This is a genomic window from Vibrio sp. PSi01, assembly GCF_054960695.1.
Map to the genome: position 1 here is coordinate 126,582 of NZ_JBHNYN010000009.1, position 17,676 is coordinate 144,257.

Here is a 17,676-nt window from a genome sequence, read left to right on the forward strand (position 1 = left end):
CACATTTTTTCAGACAGTCAGCTTTTTCCGTTTAAAACAGAACCAACACTCTCTTAGAAAGGAATTCTATGTTTGAACAGGTCGTCAGCATTCTGTTTCCCGTTTTTGCTTTAGCCAGTGCTGGCTTTGCAGTCGGTCGTTGGCTTAAGCCCGATTTTAAACCAATCAATCGCATCAACATGGATGTGTGTATTCCTGCGCTAGTATTTGCATCGCTGACCACCATGCCTCTCGACACAGAACAACTGCCACTCATCACCGCTTCTTTAGTTACGGTACTAGTGCCAGCATTGTTGATGATTCCGATCTGTAAGATCTTTAAGCTCAACTTCAAAGCTTGGGCTCCCCCACACATGTTTCGTAACAGTGGCAACCTTGCAATTCCCCTGTTCACTTATACCTTTGGCGAAAGCGCATTAGCCCCTGCAGTACTGCTATTTGTGGTGTCGGCTTGCGTGCACATTAGTGTAGGTTTGGCATTACTAAGTGATGGTAACCCGATAAAACAGATTCTTAAGATGCCGATCTTCTTAGCCGCTGCATTAGCGATGACGCTCAACCTGTCTGGCATTGCAGTGTGGAATCCAATCTATGAAGCCACATCGCTACTCGGCCAAGCCGCCGTGCCTATCATGTTGTTGTCGCTGGGCTCGCAAATGGTGAACTTAAAGCTAAGCGGACTCAAAGTTGGCTTATTTTGTACCGCTCAATCGCTGTTTACAGGATCCATCGCCTTTACCATCATCTACTTCTTTATCCCGTTGCCTACGTTGCACCTACAAATGATGGTGTTGTTCACCATGTTGCCACCCGCCGTGATGAACTACCTGTTCGCTGAAAGGTTCAATGTAGAACCTCCGAAGGTCGCGTCTATGGTGTTGTTTGGTAACTTCTTGAGCGTGATTACCTTACCGATTTTGCTGTCGTTCGCGCTGTCTTTGTCGCCTTAAAGAACCACGAACCTTCAGGTTTACGACCTTTAAAACTTAACAAATCAATAAAAAGGGAGCGCAACTTAGCAGAGTTGGCGCTCCCTTTTCAGACTATATTTTCTGTTTATCTTAGGCTGTGTTTCTTTCAGCAAGCACTTCCTTGAAAGCAAACATGCCATTGAGTGCCGAAGGGAATCCCGCATAGACCGACATCTGCAATATCACTTCTTTGATCTCTTCCTCGCTACATCCAACATTGAGTGCTGCATTCAAATGTACCTTAAGCTGAGGCGCACAATTGCCAAGTGCAGTGAGAGCTGCCACGGTCGCAATCTCTCGCGATTTCAAATCCAAACCGGTGCGTGAATAGACGTCACCAAAGGGATACTCGATAGTATATTTGGCAAGATCAGGACAGATATCTTGCAGGCTTTCGATAACCTGTTGCCCTGCTTCTCCGTCGATATGATTAAGCCTTTCTAAGCCAGTTTCAAAACGTGATTGATTCATGAGTCTGTTCCTGTATTTATAGTTCACAGGAACACCTTACAAGTTAGAGTCGACTCTAAGTCAACGGACTTTTCCATCTCGATACAAACTAATTTTTTGCTCTAACGCTGCCAGATGTTTTTGTTGCTCTTCGATATGAGCTCGCAAATTCTGTTGATGTTGTTCGAGTAACACTTGCCGCTGAGAAGTCGACTCTGGCCCTAACTCCCTCAGCTTTGCGTACTCTAGAATTTCATCCAGTGGCATTGCGGTATCTTTCAGGCGCTTCACAAACTCAATCCAAGTAACGTCCTTCGATGTATACACTCGATGGCCGCTACTGTTTCGTTGAATATTTTTCAGCAAGCCTATTTTTTCATAATAGCGAAGCGTGTGAGCCGACAACCCCACCAACCGAGAAAACTCACTCACATTCATTACTTCACCTTTTCTATCTGGGTATAAGTACTAGGAACTCAAACTATGCGCACTTATCTAATTTGAGCTCTGCGGTCACTTTCGTCAAACGTAAAGCAATAGCAAAACACACTAAGTAAGGACTCACATACCAAAAGATGCTTTCTAGTGGCTGCTTCACCTGCGCTTCTCTGGTTTTTATGTACTGGTTTTTCTGCTTCTCATACTGACTCAGCATACCACTCACCCACACGGCGTCGCTTTCCACCAGCGATACGCTAGGTTCAGGAACCGTAAAATCGGCAGCATTGGGCAACAGAGTGAAATCGACATCTTTGAATGTGATCGCTGTATTCAAATACCACAAACACGCTTCGTGGTACTGACCATTAATGTCTAAAGACGGCTGACCGGTGCAGAGATCACTTCTTAATTTATCCAAAGAAAACTGCTGAATCGACTCTAAAATAGCGACCGCTCTGGTTTGTTCTGTCTCAACCCAATCACCGGCCACCGATGCGCGAATTTCAGACACAGCACCAAGCATGCCGATACCCGCCAACAACGGCCATAAATAATCCATCAATTTCCACTTTCGTCGGCTCAAGTTGAACCCACACAAAATTGGAATATGTAAGATGAGCGTTAGCCCTAGTGATAGCAAAACGAAATTCAAAGAGCTAGAGAGCATGAGTTCGCTATCGAAGAAGTTCTTCATAATGAGAAACTTGCCTGTATAACAAAGAGAAATTTGATACTAGGTTCGATATTTGAAAAGAGTGTAAGGGGAAGGTAAAAACAGCACCAAGATTGGCGTTGGCGCTGTTTATTTGAGCATATAGTTACCGAGACTAAACTTACTTCGGAATTATTTGATGGTACTAAAATCGAGGTTTCTAGGAACAGCAACACTAACAACCTGGCTTCCCGCGATTAAGTCATGCAAGCAACGTCTGTTTTTACGTAAAGCAAATAGATAGTTTAGCAACGCAATAAATTGACCAATCAAAGGGATATATATAACGACTGTCATCGGTAGGACTCGTTTACCCAGTATATTGAGCAACCCCATTTGTTCGCCCTTCATATCGACAATCGCGATTTCCATTACATTTTTGCCAATAGTCTGCCCTTTCTTATGCAGCAAATAACCATTCAACAAAAGGAACACGAACCAACCGTAAGCAGTGACAGCTATTAGTTCTGCTGTATCAGCCGTCCCTGTTTCAAATATTTTTTGGAAATAATCGGTATAGAGATAAATTGGCGTCACAGTAGCTACAGCAATTAGGACATCAATAAAAATGGCCCAAAAGCGTAACCATCTAGACGCAAGTCTTACTTCAGGTACATTTTCAACTGTCGGTGACAGGCTTTCTAATGATTCGTGCTTATTTTTCCCCAAATTGTTGGCTGACACACTAACAACTTGAGTGCCTGCGATTAAGTCATGCAAGCAACGTCTGTTTTTTCGGAAAATAAAAAGAGAATCCAACATGGATATTAAATGGCCAGTGATAGGTATAATAGTAAAGGTAATCATAGGTATCATTCGTTTACCCACTATTTTATATAACCCTATAGATTTACCTTCCATATCGACAATCGCAATTTCCATTAGATGTTTGCCAATCGTCTGTCCCTTCTTATTCAGTAAATACCCATGTACCAATAAAAACATCAGCCCTAAATAGGCATAGACAGCAGCGACTTCTCTAAGGTCTATCACCCCTGTATCGATTGTTTTTTGAAAATAATCTGTATACATAAAGATTGGCGCAATGATGGCAGCCGTAATAACACCATCAATAAAAAACGCTAAAAGACGAGGCCATCGAGATGCAGGGATAACTTCCGTTGTATTTTCACTAATTTCAGAGTTGTCGCTACCTGAACTTTTCTTTGAAACAATGACAACTTGAGTGCCAGCGATTAAGTCATGTAAGCAGCGTTTGTCTTTGCGAAAAACAAACAGATAATCTAACGTCGGTATAAATGGACCAATAAAAGGTATGTAAGCTATAGCCACCATAGGAATGATTCGTTTGCCCACTATGTTTAGCAAACCTATTTGTTTACCTTCCATATCGACAATCGCAATATCCATTAGATTTTTACCAATTGTCTGCCCCTTCTTGTGAAGTAAGTACCCTTGGCACAAAAAGTAAACCACCCAACCATAAACAGTCAGAGCAACTTGTTCTGTTAGCTCAATGGTTTCACTGGAAAGCAATTTATCGTACAAACCGCCATATAGAAAAACAGGAACAATGAAAATCGCACACACGAAAACATCAATGATAGATGCCCATAAACGAGACCATCGAGACGCGAGTACAATTGCAGGGGTGTTTTCTATTGCTTCAGACATGTCCTTTCCTAAGGTGGTATTGATTATTGGCGTAGAGGAATCGATTTTGATAGCGCCAAGTTGACGTACTGATAGACAAATCTTGAAATTATTCCGAAAGAAAACACTTTGCTTTCAACGGATAAGTCACGCTTTATAAAATCACGCGAAACATAACACAAACCTATAACTCCACTAATACTCCATGCAATATATGTGAGCTTAGTTGCGTAAATTTAAGCGATTAAACCTCGGTAAGATAGTTTGAAGGAAATTTAAGAGGATAAATCTTCACAGGCTCGTTGTTTTTACTTAACACTCTGTATTAATAAGATTTTTGTTAATTAAAAAATGAGATATTAGGAGCACTGTTGCTATTTCACAGCCAGCACATGCTCGATAAAGTCAGACTTCTTTTCACGGTACTCATCTTGTGGCCAACCTTCGCAAGACATTTTGAAGGTGTTATATTGCTGAACTAATGCCGGATTCGCACGTAGCTTGTCACGAAACCTTAGAAAGCATTCGAACTCAGAACCATTGGCGACCACTTGCAACGCCACATCATCCCCTGATGTAGACGCCAACATACAAAGTTCGGGTGTTCTTAAGGTATCGAGTTTCTCTTTAAAGCCAAGTGTTGTGAGTCTCTCTATAACATCCTCAAGTTCGCCAAGTTCAACACCTACGAAGATATCCAAATCACCCTTAGACAAGGCAAAAGGAATAGAAGATGCGCCTACGTGCTCAACTCTCGCGTTAGGGATTAGCTTTTTGATGTCACGTCCGTATCGGACAAACAGCTCATTGCAAGCCGCTTGATATTGTTCAGCGGGGTAAAATTTCATGTATCCTCACTCCTAATCACAAACTATTGAACACACCAATTACTAACAGAAACAACACGATGCTAATAGCTCCGATATAAGAGATTCTGATTCGCTCTTTTTCAGTTGGAATCAATGAGGGAAAGCGCCCTAGAGTGAATGCTTTACAGACTATCCAGCCAGATCCGTAACCAATGAACTCAATCACTAACGACTGAAACATATATCTGAAGAATGCGCTTAATGCCCTAAAATACGCGACTATCACCTCTTCCATTTTCTGCCCTAATTAAAGTCAATTTAGAACAGAAAGTGCCATGGATAGAGATTCAGATCAAGAACCTTATATGGAACTATCGGTGCGATAACCAGCCCTATTTCATTCTACTTAATGAGGCAATAAAAATGCAGCTAGGGAAAGCGCCAATTGTTTTAATTAGCGCCTTAAGTCAGTTAAACAAAAAATTTATTCGCTCACTAACAAAACTGATTAGAACAACGAACAGCGAGACAATCAACTAATTCACGTTGATATTTCTCGACAACTGAAAAAGAAAGAATAGGCTTAAGTAGTTGCTGAATGTCCTCAACTGAAGTATTAGAAAGTAGTGTTCCTTTATAATTTATCGATAGATTTTCTTGAGAGTTAGGGCTCTTAGTTCCTAACAATATGTTTAGCTTAACCATACGAGCAAGCTCTTCCTGATATAAAAAGAAATTGCGTAAATGCGTATCGTTAACATAAGATTTAGCGTCTTGATGAACAGTTAACACATCTTCAATCATCTTATTTAGCTTACTTCGAGATTCAATAGCGGTTTCCATTATTTTTAGCCATTGGTTTTCTTCTTGGGTCAACAATGATAATAAAAATAACGTCCGAGCCTTATTATAATCAATAAACCCCGGCCACATAATATCATCGCCACACGCTAGATGCGCTCGCTCAAACTGCTCACATGCTGATCTAAAGTACAAGATTGCATCTTCTTTATGAGAAGGAGATATAGAGCTCACTTTGTCTAGTAACAAATCAACGCCGCCAATAGACAGAATATCTACGTCCTTCAAACCCAAAGAACTAGAAAGAACATACATTGCTTTTTTATTAAAATAGAGTCCTAAGTAATTATGATATATCGTTTTAGTAACTGGATTACGAAGAATTGGGCCTCTAACGTGCAGTAAATCAGCATGAATGTTGAAATTCCTATCCGCTACAAAACTCTGATAAGAAACGACAGCTTTGAACAACTTTATCGTCTCGGTAATCTGAATAGCATTACCTTTACTAATGGAATGCAAGATACCACGCCTTCTCTCTACTTCAACAAGGATAGAGTCCATACGTTTTCGATACTCCAGCTTATCAATATCGCTGGCGTTAAACACCGCTGGAAACAATACGATCAGGTCAATCATATATTGAAGAGTATCGGCGAAAAGAACAGCTGTGTCAGATTCCTTTTTTAACTTAATTTCTATTGATTTGAATAACTCTTCACCGAGCTCTTTTTCATTCCTATGCTGGAATCGATTCACTAGTTCAGGTACCGATATTACATAGTTTTCATTATCAAGAATATTACCGTCCATTTTAGTAATATTGTTTACACTATCAATTGATGTATAGGTACGAACAGCTATAAAAAGAGCCAAGACAGCTATACAAAAGCCAACAATTGATATAGTAAAGTTAAGTAGGTCTTTACCTTCTTTTATGTAGTAAATCCAAATCGCAAATGCTGCTGATAGAGCAACAAGTATCGCAATCACAAAATATATTATCCTAATCGCTCTCATACATTCCCTTTAATATTTTTATTAGATAATACTAAAATATGAGATGAGTTTCATCCATATAGATAATTCACTTTCCCGATTGCCCAAAAACAAAAAGCCCCGGTTATAGGAACCGGGGAAACAGGGTGGGATGAGTTTGGCGCGTGCCCGAAACCAAACTCTCCCCAAGCCTCACCTAAGACTCATGCTCTTAGGTAAAGGATGCTGATTACTGTTATTGCAAAGTACTGTTATTGAAGCGTCGCGCCTTGCTCAACCCAAGTGCCGATGAGTGCGCGTTCTGCATCGGTCATTTGAGTCATGTTGCCAAGCGGCATCACCTTGGTTGTTACGGTTTGAGCAACAATTCTTGGTACGTTGGCTTTAATCTCTTCTGGGGTATCAAACATCACACCGGCTGGCGCAGCAGCAAAAGCGGCGTGGCTCGGGGTTGAGGAGTGACACACAGAACAGCGCTCTTGAATGACTTTGTTGATGGTTTCAAAGCTTACGCCTGCGCTAGCCGTTTGCATTGCGTGGTCTGCAGGAACAGCTTGAGAACGAGTCGTCGTTGAAGCTGTGCCGTTCGAAACAGCCTCTTCTGTCGTCGATTCAGTCGCGCTTACTTGCACTTCTTGAACCACTGGCGCTTGTACAACCGGAGTCATCTGCTTTTTCGCGTAAGGCGAGGTAACAAACGCAAGCGTGATCATCCCCAATGCCGCTACAGGTACTGTCCATGCAAACTTCTGGCTACCATGACGGGTGTTGAAGTAGTGACGCACCAAGATACTAAAGATCGCTAGCCCAGCAAGAATCAACCAGTTGTATTCCGAGCCATAAGTGCTTGGAAAGTGGTTACTGATCATGATGAACAGCACTGGCAGTGTCATGTAGTTGTTGTGACGAGAACGCAGTAGGCCTTTCGCTGGCAATGCAGGATCCGGTTCGCGCTTCTCTTCAATCGCTTTCACTAAGTTACGCTGCGCCGGCATGATAACGCGGAATACGTTACCCACCATGATGGTACCAATGATGGCCCCTACGTGGATGTAAGCGCCACGACCACTGAACACTTGAGTTAGGCCATATGTTGCAGCGACTAGTAGTACAAACAGCACAACGCCAAGCAACACGGGGGTTTTACCTAATGGCGAGTCACACAGTAAGTCGTAAATAAACCAACCAGCAACGAATGAACCAATACCAATCGCGATTGCCGTTGTTGAATCAAGGCCAGAGCCCGGTGCAATCAGGTAAATTTCAGCGTTGAGGTAGTAAACCACACCCAGTAGACACACACCGGTGATCCACGTGAAGTAAGCTTCCCATTTAAACCAGTGCAGGTGCTCTGGCATCTCTGGTGGCGCAAGTTTGTACTTCTCTAGATGATAGATACCACCGCCGTGAATCGCCCATAAGTCACCTGAAAGGCCCGTTTTAGGGTTAACTCGGTTAAGGTTGTTTTCTAACCAAACAAAGTAAAATGATGCGCCTATCCACGCAACACCAACAATCATGTGAGCCCAGCGTATTGCTAAATTCAACCATTCTGTAATATGCGGATCCATAATAAACTCCTGTATCACAACGCTTTAGCTAAGCGTTGCTCTTCCTTGTTGTCTTCCGTTGGCAAATCGTCCAAATGCAATGCCACTCGATCGCTGTCGAAATAAACTTCGTCACAGTTGTGCCCTTCGCCGCCTCTATCGACGATCAAGAACTGGTCTTGATCGGTGAGGGCGAGAACTGGGTGATGCCACACCCCTTTGTGATAGTTCACTCCTTGACGGCCGTTGCTCATGAAAGCTCGGCTATTGGCTAATGTTGGATCGTCGCCTTTTGGCGCAACAACAATTAAATAGGGTTGACCAAGTAATGGAATGAATGCCTGAGAGCCAAGTGGATGACGCTCTAACATTTTGATGGTCAGTGGGTAGCTCAACGGTGTGGCTTGGAAGATGCTGATGATCGCTTCTCCTTCTTGGTCTTGCACATCCGTTGTCGCTAGCTTGTGGTAACGACGTGTTGATCCACTGTTGATCATGAAGAAATCACTATTATCAGACTCAATAACATCGCCAAACTCTGCAAAAGCCTGCTTGGTTAACGGTTCGATAGATAAACGACGTATTCCATTACTCATACTCATTTCCTTACCTATTTCGCTTTCGTACCAAATAGACGCAAACGGCTGATACCACCATCTGGGAATATGTTTGCACGTACGTGGGTAATCGCACCAAGGTCGTTAACCTCAGAAATGAATTCGTGAATCTCGTGCGCTTGCAGTTTTTGTGCTGGCAAGAGTTCACGCCAGAATAGGCTTTGTGTTTCAACTTGGTCGTCGGTGCCACCTTTCACGTAAGCCGCTTGAATTGAGCAGCTGTCTGGGTAGTTACCTTTGAAGTGTGCCGTATCCACAACGATACGTTCGATATTACCTGGGTGGCCTAATGCCACGATTACCCAGTCGTTACCCGGTGTACGACGACGTGCTGTTTCCCAGCCATCACCCATGTTTTCACCGCGCCCAGGGCCTAAGATGTTGGCTTTGTTGCCATAATGTTCATCGCTACATGCGAGTGCTCGGCCACCGTGCTCAACGGCTGCTAGGTCAACTTGTTGCTGAGAGTCTATTGCGTCCCAATCCACGCTTGGTCGGCCATAAACACGTAAGCGTGCGACACCGCCATCTGGGTAGATGTTCAAACGTAGGTGCGTAAATACTTGGTCGCTTTCGATGTCTTCAAGATGATGATGATCGCCTTGTAGTGCCATTGAAGACAGAATCTCTTGCCACTCTGTTGAGTCTGTTGGCTCACCTTGTGGTGAATAACACGCGTCAATTGATGCCGAAGGTGGGAAGTTACCTGTGAAGAATGAGGTATCAATATCAACGCCAGCAATGGTGCCAGCTAGGCCAAGGCGAACGACACAGTAATCGTAACCTTCGCCGCGTTTACGTCTGCTTTCCCAGCCGTCCATCCACTTGCCGTTATCGTCGTATAAGTCGTCTTTCCACTCTGGTGCTGCGTGGCTGAGTAGACGGCTTTTATCTGCGAAAAAATCATCTGTTGCAAAAATAGCTTTTGCGCCGAGTTTTTCATCTGCAAGGTTTATGTACTGTTCAAATTTATGGGTCATGTCCGTGTAATCCTATGAAATTAATCAAGTAATAATAAAATGAGAACTTAGTGGCTTATTCGCTTATAAAGCATACTCTTAGCGCACTAAGACTGGGCTGAGATAGCTGTTAACTCCGTTAACTTACATATCCCAGAGACGAAACATCGCGATCTTATTGATCTCTTGAATCGCCGTAGCAAACTCAGTTTCACTATCATTTCCTAATCGCATCTCGAACGACTCAAGAATTTGGTAACGATTGGCTCCCTTCACCGCCATGATAAAAGGGAAATTGAAGCGACTTTTGTAGCTGTTGTTATAAGAAGTGAATTTTTCAAATTCTTCGGCGTTGCACTGGTCGATGCCCGCCCCCGCTTGTTCTTTGGTCGACGACTCGGTAAGTTCGCCGTTTACTGCTGCTCGACCGGCTAAATCCGGGTGAGCATTGATCAAAGCCAACTGTTTACCTTGGTCTGCACTTAACAAAGTCGATGCCATTTTCAGATGAAGATTCTCGATATGGTCGTCTTCGGCATTCAAACCTTGGTCATACACCAGTTCTGCAACCCACGGGCTGTGTTCGTAGACGTCAGCAAAGTGAGCGACAAAGATATCGCGGTCCATGGTTGTTGGTTGGCATGATCGAAATTTAGTCACGTTAAGCCTCCTTGCTTCACTGCTACTTTTGCGGTTGATGAATAGCGTTATTTGGTTGATATGGATGATGTTGGTGCCAGTGGTTAGCAATATCGATTCTACGACACAACCACACGCTGTCGTGCTGTTTGACGTAATCTAAGAAACGTCTTAATGCAGCAATACGACCGGGGCGGCCAATCAAACGACAGTGAAGCCCAACCGACATCATTTTCGGTGCGGTTTCACCTTCCATATAAAGGGTGTCAAACGTATCTTTTAGGTATTGGAAGAACTGCTCACCCGAGTTGAAGCCTTGCGCCGTTGAAAAACGCATGTCGTTCACATCGAGTGTGTAAGGGATCACCAATTGCGGATGACCGGTTTCGATGTGCCAATAAGGCAGGTCATCATCGTAGGCATCCGAGTCGTAAAGAAAACCGCCCTCTTCTGCTACCAAGCGACGCGTATTTGGACCTGTTCGACCTGTGTACCAACCTTGTGGGCGTTGACCCGTCACTTGTTGGATGATCTCAATCGCTTTGCTCATGTGGTCGCGCTCTTCAGACTCATCAATGTATTGATAGTCAATCCAACGATAACCATGACTACAGATTTCGTGACCCGCCTCGACCATGGCTTTAGCAACGTCTGGATGACGCTCAATCGCCATAGCAACCGCAAAGACGGTCAATGGGATTTCATATTCATCGAACAAGCGAAGAACACGCCATACACCCGCGCGGCTACCATATTCATAAATGGATTCCATGCTCATGTGACGTTCGCCTTTGATCGGCTGTGCTGACGGGATCTCTGAAAGAAAAGCTTCAGACTCGTCGTCTCCATGTAACAAACAACGCTCACCGCCCTCTTCATAGTTCAATACAAAAGAAACCGCGACGCGCGCATTACCTGGCCATTGAGGGTTTGGAGGGTTAGCTCCATAACCGATCAAATTCCTTGAATAATCCTTATTCATCCAAGTACTCCTAACATAAGTGGTTGGCTTGGCCGCTCTTTCACTGGTTCATCAAAATAAATCAGTTAATGGACTTTCCAAAAATCGAGTAACCTTACCCCTGTATATTTATTGTATACAATTATTTATCTCGATGTAAAGATTTTGTTATCCAAGTTAAATGGTCGCAACTTTTTTAATTAAAAACAACAAGTTAACAAAATTCAAGTTCATTAAAAAGCGATAATCAAGATCTATAAAGTCAAGAAAAACGACAGATTAACCAACATTTTTATAACAATTAGCTTTACTAATTGTGTACAGTTCGTACATAGTTAGTGATAACAAAGTGACCAGTTGCATTCTTTGCAAGGTCGAAATAGACAGATAAACCACGGAACAGAGGAGCGCCAAAAGCGCTATTAAAGGACTATGGGAAGACTAACAACACACGTATTAGACACTACTCACGGCTTACCGGGTGCAGAGATAAAGGTAGAGCTTTTTAAGGTCAACGAAGGCTCAACAGAAAAGCTGGTGACGGTACTCACCAACTCCGATGGCCGAACCGATGCACCGATTCTGGCAGGGAATGATTTCCGACCGGGGAAGTATCAATTGGTGTTTTACGTAGCCGATTACTACAGAAGTAAAGGCGTAGAGCTGGATGGCGTGCCTTTCCTAGACGACGTGGTTATTCGTTTCGGCTTAGATGATCCAGAAGCGCATTATCACGTTCCTCTTCTCGTCTCGCCTTACAGTTTCTCCACCTATCGGGGCAGTTAGTCCCGTGACCTAGAACTTCGAACTAAGCTCAACCGTCGAATAATAAACAGATTAACGTGTACATCCCAAAGGGTGTGCACTCACTAAACACGCTCATATAAAAATACTAACAACGTTATTAGTTAGAGAGTTGATGACTAAACAACAGATAACTAAAGAAATAACGGCTAGGAAAAAACCATAAAACTTAATATTGAAATCTCGCTGTATTCAATAAATGGATCACAACATAAAAGGACTTGCTGACATGAGTGAGAGTAAAACAGAAATACTCAACCAAGATGCGAACAACGGAATTTTAGAGAAATTTTTTAAAATTAAGGCCCATGGAAGCAGCGTAAAAAATGAGTTAGTCGGCGGTGTCACCACCTTCGCAACCATGGCTTACATTATCTTCGTTAACCCACAAATCATGGCCGCTTCTGGCATGGATTCAGGCGCGGTATTCGTCGCGACCTGTATTGGTGCTGCGATCGGTTGTTTGTTAATGGGACTATTTGCGAACTGGCCTGTCGGCCTTGCACCGGGCATGGGCTTGAATGCCTTCTTCTCGTTCACGGTTGTAAGCGAAATGGGTTACAGCTGGGAAGTCGCACTGGGTGCGGTGTTTATCTCCGGCATCTTGTTTGTCGGGATGAGTTTCTACAAGGTTCGACAATGGATAATCGAAAGTATCCCAGTGAGTCTGCGTTACTCCATGACAGCGGGTGTTGGTTTGTTCTTAGGTCTGATTGGCTTAAAAACAGCAGGTATTGTCGTCGAAAATCCAGCGACTTTGGTTTCTTTAGGGGATTTTACTAAACCAGAAGCGCTACTGGCCGCTATCGCCTTCTTGATCATCGCGGTACTCAGTGAGCGTAAAATATTTGGTGCCGTGTTAATCGGAATTTTGAGTGTGACTCTGGTTGGCATGATGCTTGGCTTAGTGCAGTACAACGGCTTCTTCGCAGCTCCACCAAGTTTAGCGCCTACGTTCCTAAAAATGGACATTATGGGTGCTCTCGATGTTTCGATGATCAGCGTTATCTTGGCTTTCCTTTTTGTAAACATGTTCGATACCGCGGGTACTTTGATGGGCGTAGCTGAGCGCGCAAACCTAACCAACCCTGAAACGGGTAAGATCGAGGGCTTGAGCAAAGCGCTGAAAGCCGACAGTATCTCAAGCGTGGCAGGTGCATGTGTGGGTTGTCCACCAGTCACCAGTTACGTAGAAAGTGCCGCAGGCGTTGCAGCAGGTGCGCGAACTGGCTTATCAGCGATTGTGGTTGGCGTGTTGTTCTTAGCAGCGATTTTCCTATCACCACTTGCAGGCATGATCCCCGCTTACGCTACTTCTGGCGCGTTGATTTACGTGGCGTTTGTGATGATGAGCAGCATGCAGCACGTGGATTGGAAAGACTTCACCAACGGTGCTCCCGCAGCTATTACAGCGTTAATGATGCCACTGACGTTCTCTATCGCGAATGGTATCGCACTGGGTTTCATTACCTACACAGTGCTGAAACTGGCGACAGGTAAAACAAAAGACGTATCAATTTCGATGTACTTCCTAGCCGCGATTTTTGTCGCGAAGCTCGTGTTCATCGGTTAATCAAATCGTTCTTGAGCCGTCTCTTAGACATTTGGTCATTTAGAGATGGCTCAAGAATGAGTGCTTGGTTTGTTCACAAGCCAAGCTATTAAGACACATGCTAGAACAACATTTTTAAGAAAAAGCTAATAGTGCTAATCAGCGGAGTGTAGACGCATTCCGCTCGGTTAGTGCACCTTTTTTATGACCCTACGCAGTTTGTAGAAGTCATTATTTGACCGCCAATCGCCTGTAAACGGAAACGCAGGCAGAGGAATATCAAATGAAACTTCTGTACACCCTAAATGAAAGACCGCCTCACGGCTTAACCTTTTTACTCGCTTTACAGCACATGCTCGCCTCGATTGGTGGCATTGTTGCTGTTCCCCTCATTGTCGGCGCTTCTATCGGCCTACCTAACACAGAGATCGTCTCGCTGATCAATGCTGCGCTACTAGCGTCAGGTATTGTAACCGTCGCTCAATGTCTCGGCTTTGGCCCTGTTGGCATTCGACTGCCCGTTGTTATGGGTTCGAGCTTTGCCTTTTTAGGTGTCGCTATCTCAATCGGTAACGAAGGCGGTGTCGCCGCTATCATGGGCTCGGCGCTTATCGGCTCGTTTGTCGTGATTGGTGCCAGCTTCTATATGGACAAGGTTCGGAAACTGTTCCCAACCGTGGTAAGTGGTGTGGTGGTTACCCTAATCGGCTTAACCATTTTACCGGTTGCCATGAATTGGGTCGGAGATTCTCCTGCCAACACGGAACAATTCGCTACGCTACCAAAACTGTTTCTAGCTCTAGTCTCTTTGGGGATTGTGGTTGGTGTATCGGTTTACTGTAAAGGCGCGGTTGCCGCTTCAGCCATCGTGATTGGTTTAGCGGGCGGCTACATTGTGGCGCTATCGCTCGGTATGGTCGACCTTGAACAAATCAGCTCTGCCGCTTGGGTTGGCGGACCTGAACCTTTCAAATATGGCTTTACCTTTTCTGCCAGTGCCATCATCAGTATGAGCTTGGTGTACATCGTGGTGATCGCCGAAGCAACGGGTGACTTCATGGCATTGGGCAACAACTGCCAAACCCAAGTCAGCGGTAAAGATCTAAAACGTGGGCTGTTAGGCGATGGCCTTGGTAGTACCTTATCTTCGATTTTAACAGCGATGCCATTGGCGTCGTTCAGCCAAAACGTCGGCATTGTGGGTATCACAGGGGTAGCAAGTCGCTATGTAGTGGCTGCAACCGGTGGTTTACTAATTTTAGGCGGTTTATTCCCGAAATTAGCTGCTATTGCCGTCACGATTCCGAAACCTGTTTTGGGTGGTGTGGGCTTTGTGATGTTCGGTATGATTGCTTACGCGGGTATCCGCATGTTGATCAAAGCCGCAGACACCAAACGAAATGCCTTGGTAATCTGTGTAGGTTTGGCGTCTGGCTTGGCGGTAACTTTCGAACCAAGACTGCTGCAACACTTACCGCATGATTTGGCGAACTTCCTTCACTCGGGCATTACCACAGGCACCATCATGACGGTTCTGCTAAACCTTGTGTTACCAAAATCATCAAAAGCTGAAGAACAAGAAGCGTTAGCCGAGAGCCAAGCGCAAGTTGAGCTAAAAATGAAAGAACAGGCTGAAGAAGAACTACACTCAGGCGAGCAGTTAGAGATTCAACATGCAAGTACAGAAGCAGACGTTCAAGCGGCATCAGAAAATCCTGAGCCAAAAACGAACTAGCTGATTCCCCAATTTAACTGGTTCACTGACTAGCGTAAAACCGATTTTCACAGAATCAGGGAATGATTAGAACATTGAACGTTTTAACGCCCCCTGATTCGAATTTATCTATCAACAGCAAATACCAACAAAGACCCTCTTCCCTGAAAAGGCTGAGATGGCTAAGGACTACTATGAATGGAAACAATCTGGATTAAGAATCCTCTCGCAATCTACACTGGCTCACAGGCTGATGCAGAAGGCGGAATCGTCATTAAAGGTAATAAAGTCATTGAATTGGTTGGCAAACACAAAGAGCCGACCTTACCCGTAGATTACAGCGTCGACGCCTCTCGTCATGTTGTAACTCCCGGGCTTATCAATGCGCACCACCACTTCTATCAAACCCTAACGCGTGCCTACCCTGGCGCACTCAATAAAGAACTCTTCCATTGGCTACAAAGCCTCTACCCAGTTTGGGCTAACCTCGATTCTGAGATGATGAGCCTTGCTACAGAGCTAGCATTGGTCGAGTTAATGATGTCGGGCTGTACCACCGCGTCAGACCACCATTACTTGCTACCAAACGGGCTTGAGCATGCCATCGATTTACAAGTCGAAGCGGCAGAGAAGCTAGGTGTGAGAGCGATATTTACGCGTGGCTCCATGAGCCTTGGAGAAGATGAAGGTGGACTACCTCCACGACACACCATTCAAACTGAACAAACCATTATTGATGACAGCCAACGCTTAATTCGCGATTACCACCAGCGTGATGAAGGGGCGATGATTCAAATCGCACTCGCGCCTTGTTCGCCGTTTTCAGTCACTACAGACCTGATGAAAGAAACCGCCAAGATCAGTGAGCGTGAGAACGTGATGATGCACACTCACCTATGCGAAACCTTGGATGAAGAAGACTTCTGTATTGAGAAATTTGGCCTACGCCCTGTGGATTACCTAGAAGATGTGGGGTGGCTGAATGAACGCACTTGGCTTGCTCATGGTATTCACTTCAATCCAGAAGAGATCAAACGTTTGGGTAAAGCGGGCATTGGTATCAGCCATTGCCCGACGTCCAACATGATGCTGGCTTCCGGTATTTGTAAGAACAACGATCTTGAAGCAGCAGGCGTAAAAGTCGGGTTGGGTGTTGATGGTTCCGCCTCAAACGACGGTTCAAATATGATTGCCGAAGTGCGCATGGCAATGTATCTACAACGCCTGCAATATGGTTCTGCCAATGTTTCACACCTCGATGCACTGCGCTGGGCAACGTCAGGCTCAGCACGCGCAATGGGCAGAACCGACATTGGTACGCTAGAGGTTGGCAAACAAGCCGACCTCGCAATGTTCAAACTCGATGATATTCGTTTCTCTGGTAGCCACGATCCACTCGCTGCATTACTACTTTGTGGTGCTCAACAAGCGGATAAAGTGATGGTGGCCGGAAAATGGCGAGTTAACGATGGTGCCGTTATTGGCGTAGACATGGAGCAACTGATGCACCGCCACCATTCTGCCGCAATGAAGCTAGGTAAACTGGCGATGAATAACAACTAACTAAGATACTTGCCCATCAAAGACTGTAGGCCAAAGCGAACGGCTTTGGTGGGTAAACTTATAAGCATTAGAAAACACCCGCAAGCATCCCAAAAAATCTGCAAACATGATTGCCTCTCAATCTGTATCAATCTATTTCTTTAAATAGTTCTACCTTTATTAAATCGGAAATATAAACAATAACTAATTAAATACAATCTAATTGAATATAATCTAATTTAATTACACCTAATATAAGATCACCTAATAAAACATTCGCTAATAAAAATTCCCGTCATTATAAAAACACCCGTACATTGTTTGGCACAGATCAAATTTAAAACGCTCGTTCTATTTATATATTCATTAAATTAATCAACAGATTTAGTAATAATAAGAATAATGGCGATAATTATATTTTTATCATTTAACACCTTTATGAATAGAATGAAAACCTCTCGAGGCCTTTCCATAACTAGCCTGACAAAAGAACCAAAACTAATGATTCAAATATCATTAAATTCAATAGATCAACAAACGA

17 protein-coding genes are annotated in these 17,676 nt (G+C 44.1%); 5 read left to right on the forward strand and 12 right to left on the reverse strand.

Annotation, left to right across the window (positions count from 1 at the left end; all coding sequences use genetic code 11):
• Positions 1-68: 68 nt before the first annotated feature.
• Entirely contained in the window at positions 69-950 is an 882-nt protein-coding gene (locus tag ACFI6G_RS14055) for an AEC family transporter (RefSeq protein WP_016766959.1), read from the forward strand.
• A 111-nt stretch (positions 951-1,061) separates the two neighbouring features.
• On the opposite strand, the gene ACFI6G_RS14060 is transcribed toward ACFI6G_RS14055, so the two are convergent.
• The 12 genes from ACFI6G_RS14060 to puuE all read right to left on the reverse strand — a co-directional run bounded on the left by ACFI6G_RS14060 (position 1,062) and on the right by puuE (position 11,544).
• Positions 1,062-1,442 carry a carboxymuconolactone decarboxylase family protein gene (locus tag ACFI6G_RS14060; protein WP_016766958.1) on the reverse strand — a complete coding sequence of 127 codons (381 nt, stop codon included), beginning with the start codon at positions 1,440-1,442 and terminating at the stop codon, positions 1,062-1,064.
• 60 nt (positions 1,443-1,502) lie between these two features.
• Positions 1,503-1,859 (reverse strand): MerR family transcriptional regulator, encoded by a 357-nt coding sequence (locus ACFI6G_RS14065; protein ID WP_010432749.1) that lies wholly within the window; start codon positions 1,857-1,859, stop codon positions 1,503-1,505.
• A gap of 43 nt (positions 1,860-1,902) precedes the next feature.
• Entirely contained in the window at positions 1,903-2,421 is a 519-nt protein-coding gene (locus ACFI6G_RS14070; protein ID WP_010432746.1) for a hypothetical protein, read from the reverse strand.
• Between the two features lie 285 nt (positions 2,422-2,706).
• Positions 2,707-4,209, reverse strand: a complete 1,503-nt coding sequence (locus tag ACFI6G_RS14075; protein WP_102306090.1) for an RDD family protein — start codon at positions 4,207-4,209, stop codon at positions 2,707-2,709.
• A gap of 353 nt (positions 4,210-4,562) precedes the next feature.
• Positions 4,563-5,036 (reverse strand): GrpB family protein, encoded by a 474-nt coding sequence (locus tag ACFI6G_RS14080; protein WP_010432739.1) that lies wholly within the window; start codon positions 5,034-5,036, stop codon positions 4,563-4,565.
• A gap of 16 nt (positions 5,037-5,052) precedes the next feature.
• On the reverse strand, positions 5,053-5,292 hold the full coding sequence (locus ACFI6G_RS14085) for a hypothetical protein (RefSeq protein ID WP_016787543.1): 240 nt from the start codon (positions 5,290-5,292) through the stop codon (positions 5,053-5,055).
• Between the two features lie 200 nt (positions 5,293-5,492).
• The gene (locus ACFI6G_RS14090) at positions 5,493-6,818 is read right to left on the reverse strand and encodes a hypothetical protein (RefSeq protein ID WP_102306091.1); all 1,326 of its coding nucleotides are present in this window, start codon (positions 6,816-6,818) and stop codon (positions 5,493-5,495) included.
• 230 nt (positions 6,819-7,048) lie between these two features.
• A complete protein-coding gene (locus tag ACFI6G_RS14095) occupies positions 7,049-8,368 on the reverse strand; it encodes a urate hydroxylase PuuD (protein ID WP_016787541.1) in 1,320 nt (439 codons plus the stop codon).
• 14 nt (positions 8,369-8,382) lie between these two features.
• On the reverse strand, positions 8,383-8,943 hold the full coding sequence (locus tag ACFI6G_RS14100; RefSeq protein WP_050612594.1) for an ureidoglycolate lyase: 561 nt from the start codon (positions 8,941-8,943) through the stop codon (positions 8,383-8,385).
• A gap of 14 nt (positions 8,944-8,957) precedes the next feature.
• Entirely contained in the window at positions 8,958-9,944 is a 987-nt protein-coding gene (gene alc, locus ACFI6G_RS14105; RefSeq protein WP_010432724.1) for an allantoicase, read from the reverse strand.
• Between the two features lie 123 nt (positions 9,945-10,067).
• A complete protein-coding gene (gene uraD, locus ACFI6G_RS14110) occupies positions 10,068-10,583 on the reverse strand; it encodes a 2-oxo-4-hydroxy-4-carboxy-5-ureidoimidazoline decarboxylase (protein WP_010432721.1) in 516 nt (171 codons plus the stop codon).
• Between the two features lie 22 nt (positions 10,584-10,605).
• Positions 10,606-11,544, reverse strand: a complete 939-nt coding sequence (puuE, locus tag ACFI6G_RS14115; RefSeq protein WP_010432718.1) for an allantoinase PuuE — start codon at positions 11,542-11,544, stop codon at positions 10,606-10,608.
• A 411-nt stretch (positions 11,545-11,955) separates the two neighbouring features.
• On the opposite strand from puuE, the gene uraH reads away from it, so the two are divergent.
• From uraH to ACFI6G_RS14135, 4 genes are all read left to right on the forward strand, one after another.
• A complete protein-coding gene (gene uraH, locus ACFI6G_RS14120; protein WP_010432716.1) occupies positions 11,956-12,309 on the forward strand; it encodes a hydroxyisourate hydrolase in 354 nt (117 codons plus the stop codon).
• Positions 12,310-12,556: 247 nt separating this feature from the next.
• Positions 12,557-13,900, forward strand: a complete 1,344-nt coding sequence (locus tag ACFI6G_RS14125; RefSeq protein WP_010432713.1) for an NCS2 family permease — start codon at positions 12,557-12,559, stop codon at positions 13,898-13,900.
• 262 nt (positions 13,901-14,162) lie between these two features.
• Positions 14,163-15,614, forward strand: a complete 1,452-nt coding sequence (locus ACFI6G_RS14130) for a nucleobase:cation symporter-2 family protein (RefSeq protein WP_010432711.1) — start codon at positions 14,163-14,165, stop codon at positions 15,612-15,614.
• A 177-nt stretch (positions 15,615-15,791) separates the two neighbouring features.
• The gene (locus ACFI6G_RS14135; protein WP_010432708.1) at positions 15,792-17,156 is read left to right on the forward strand and encodes an 8-oxoguanine deaminase; all 1,365 of its coding nucleotides are present in this window, start codon (positions 15,792-15,794) and stop codon (positions 17,154-17,156) included.
• Positions 17,157-17,676: the final 520 nt, after the last annotated feature.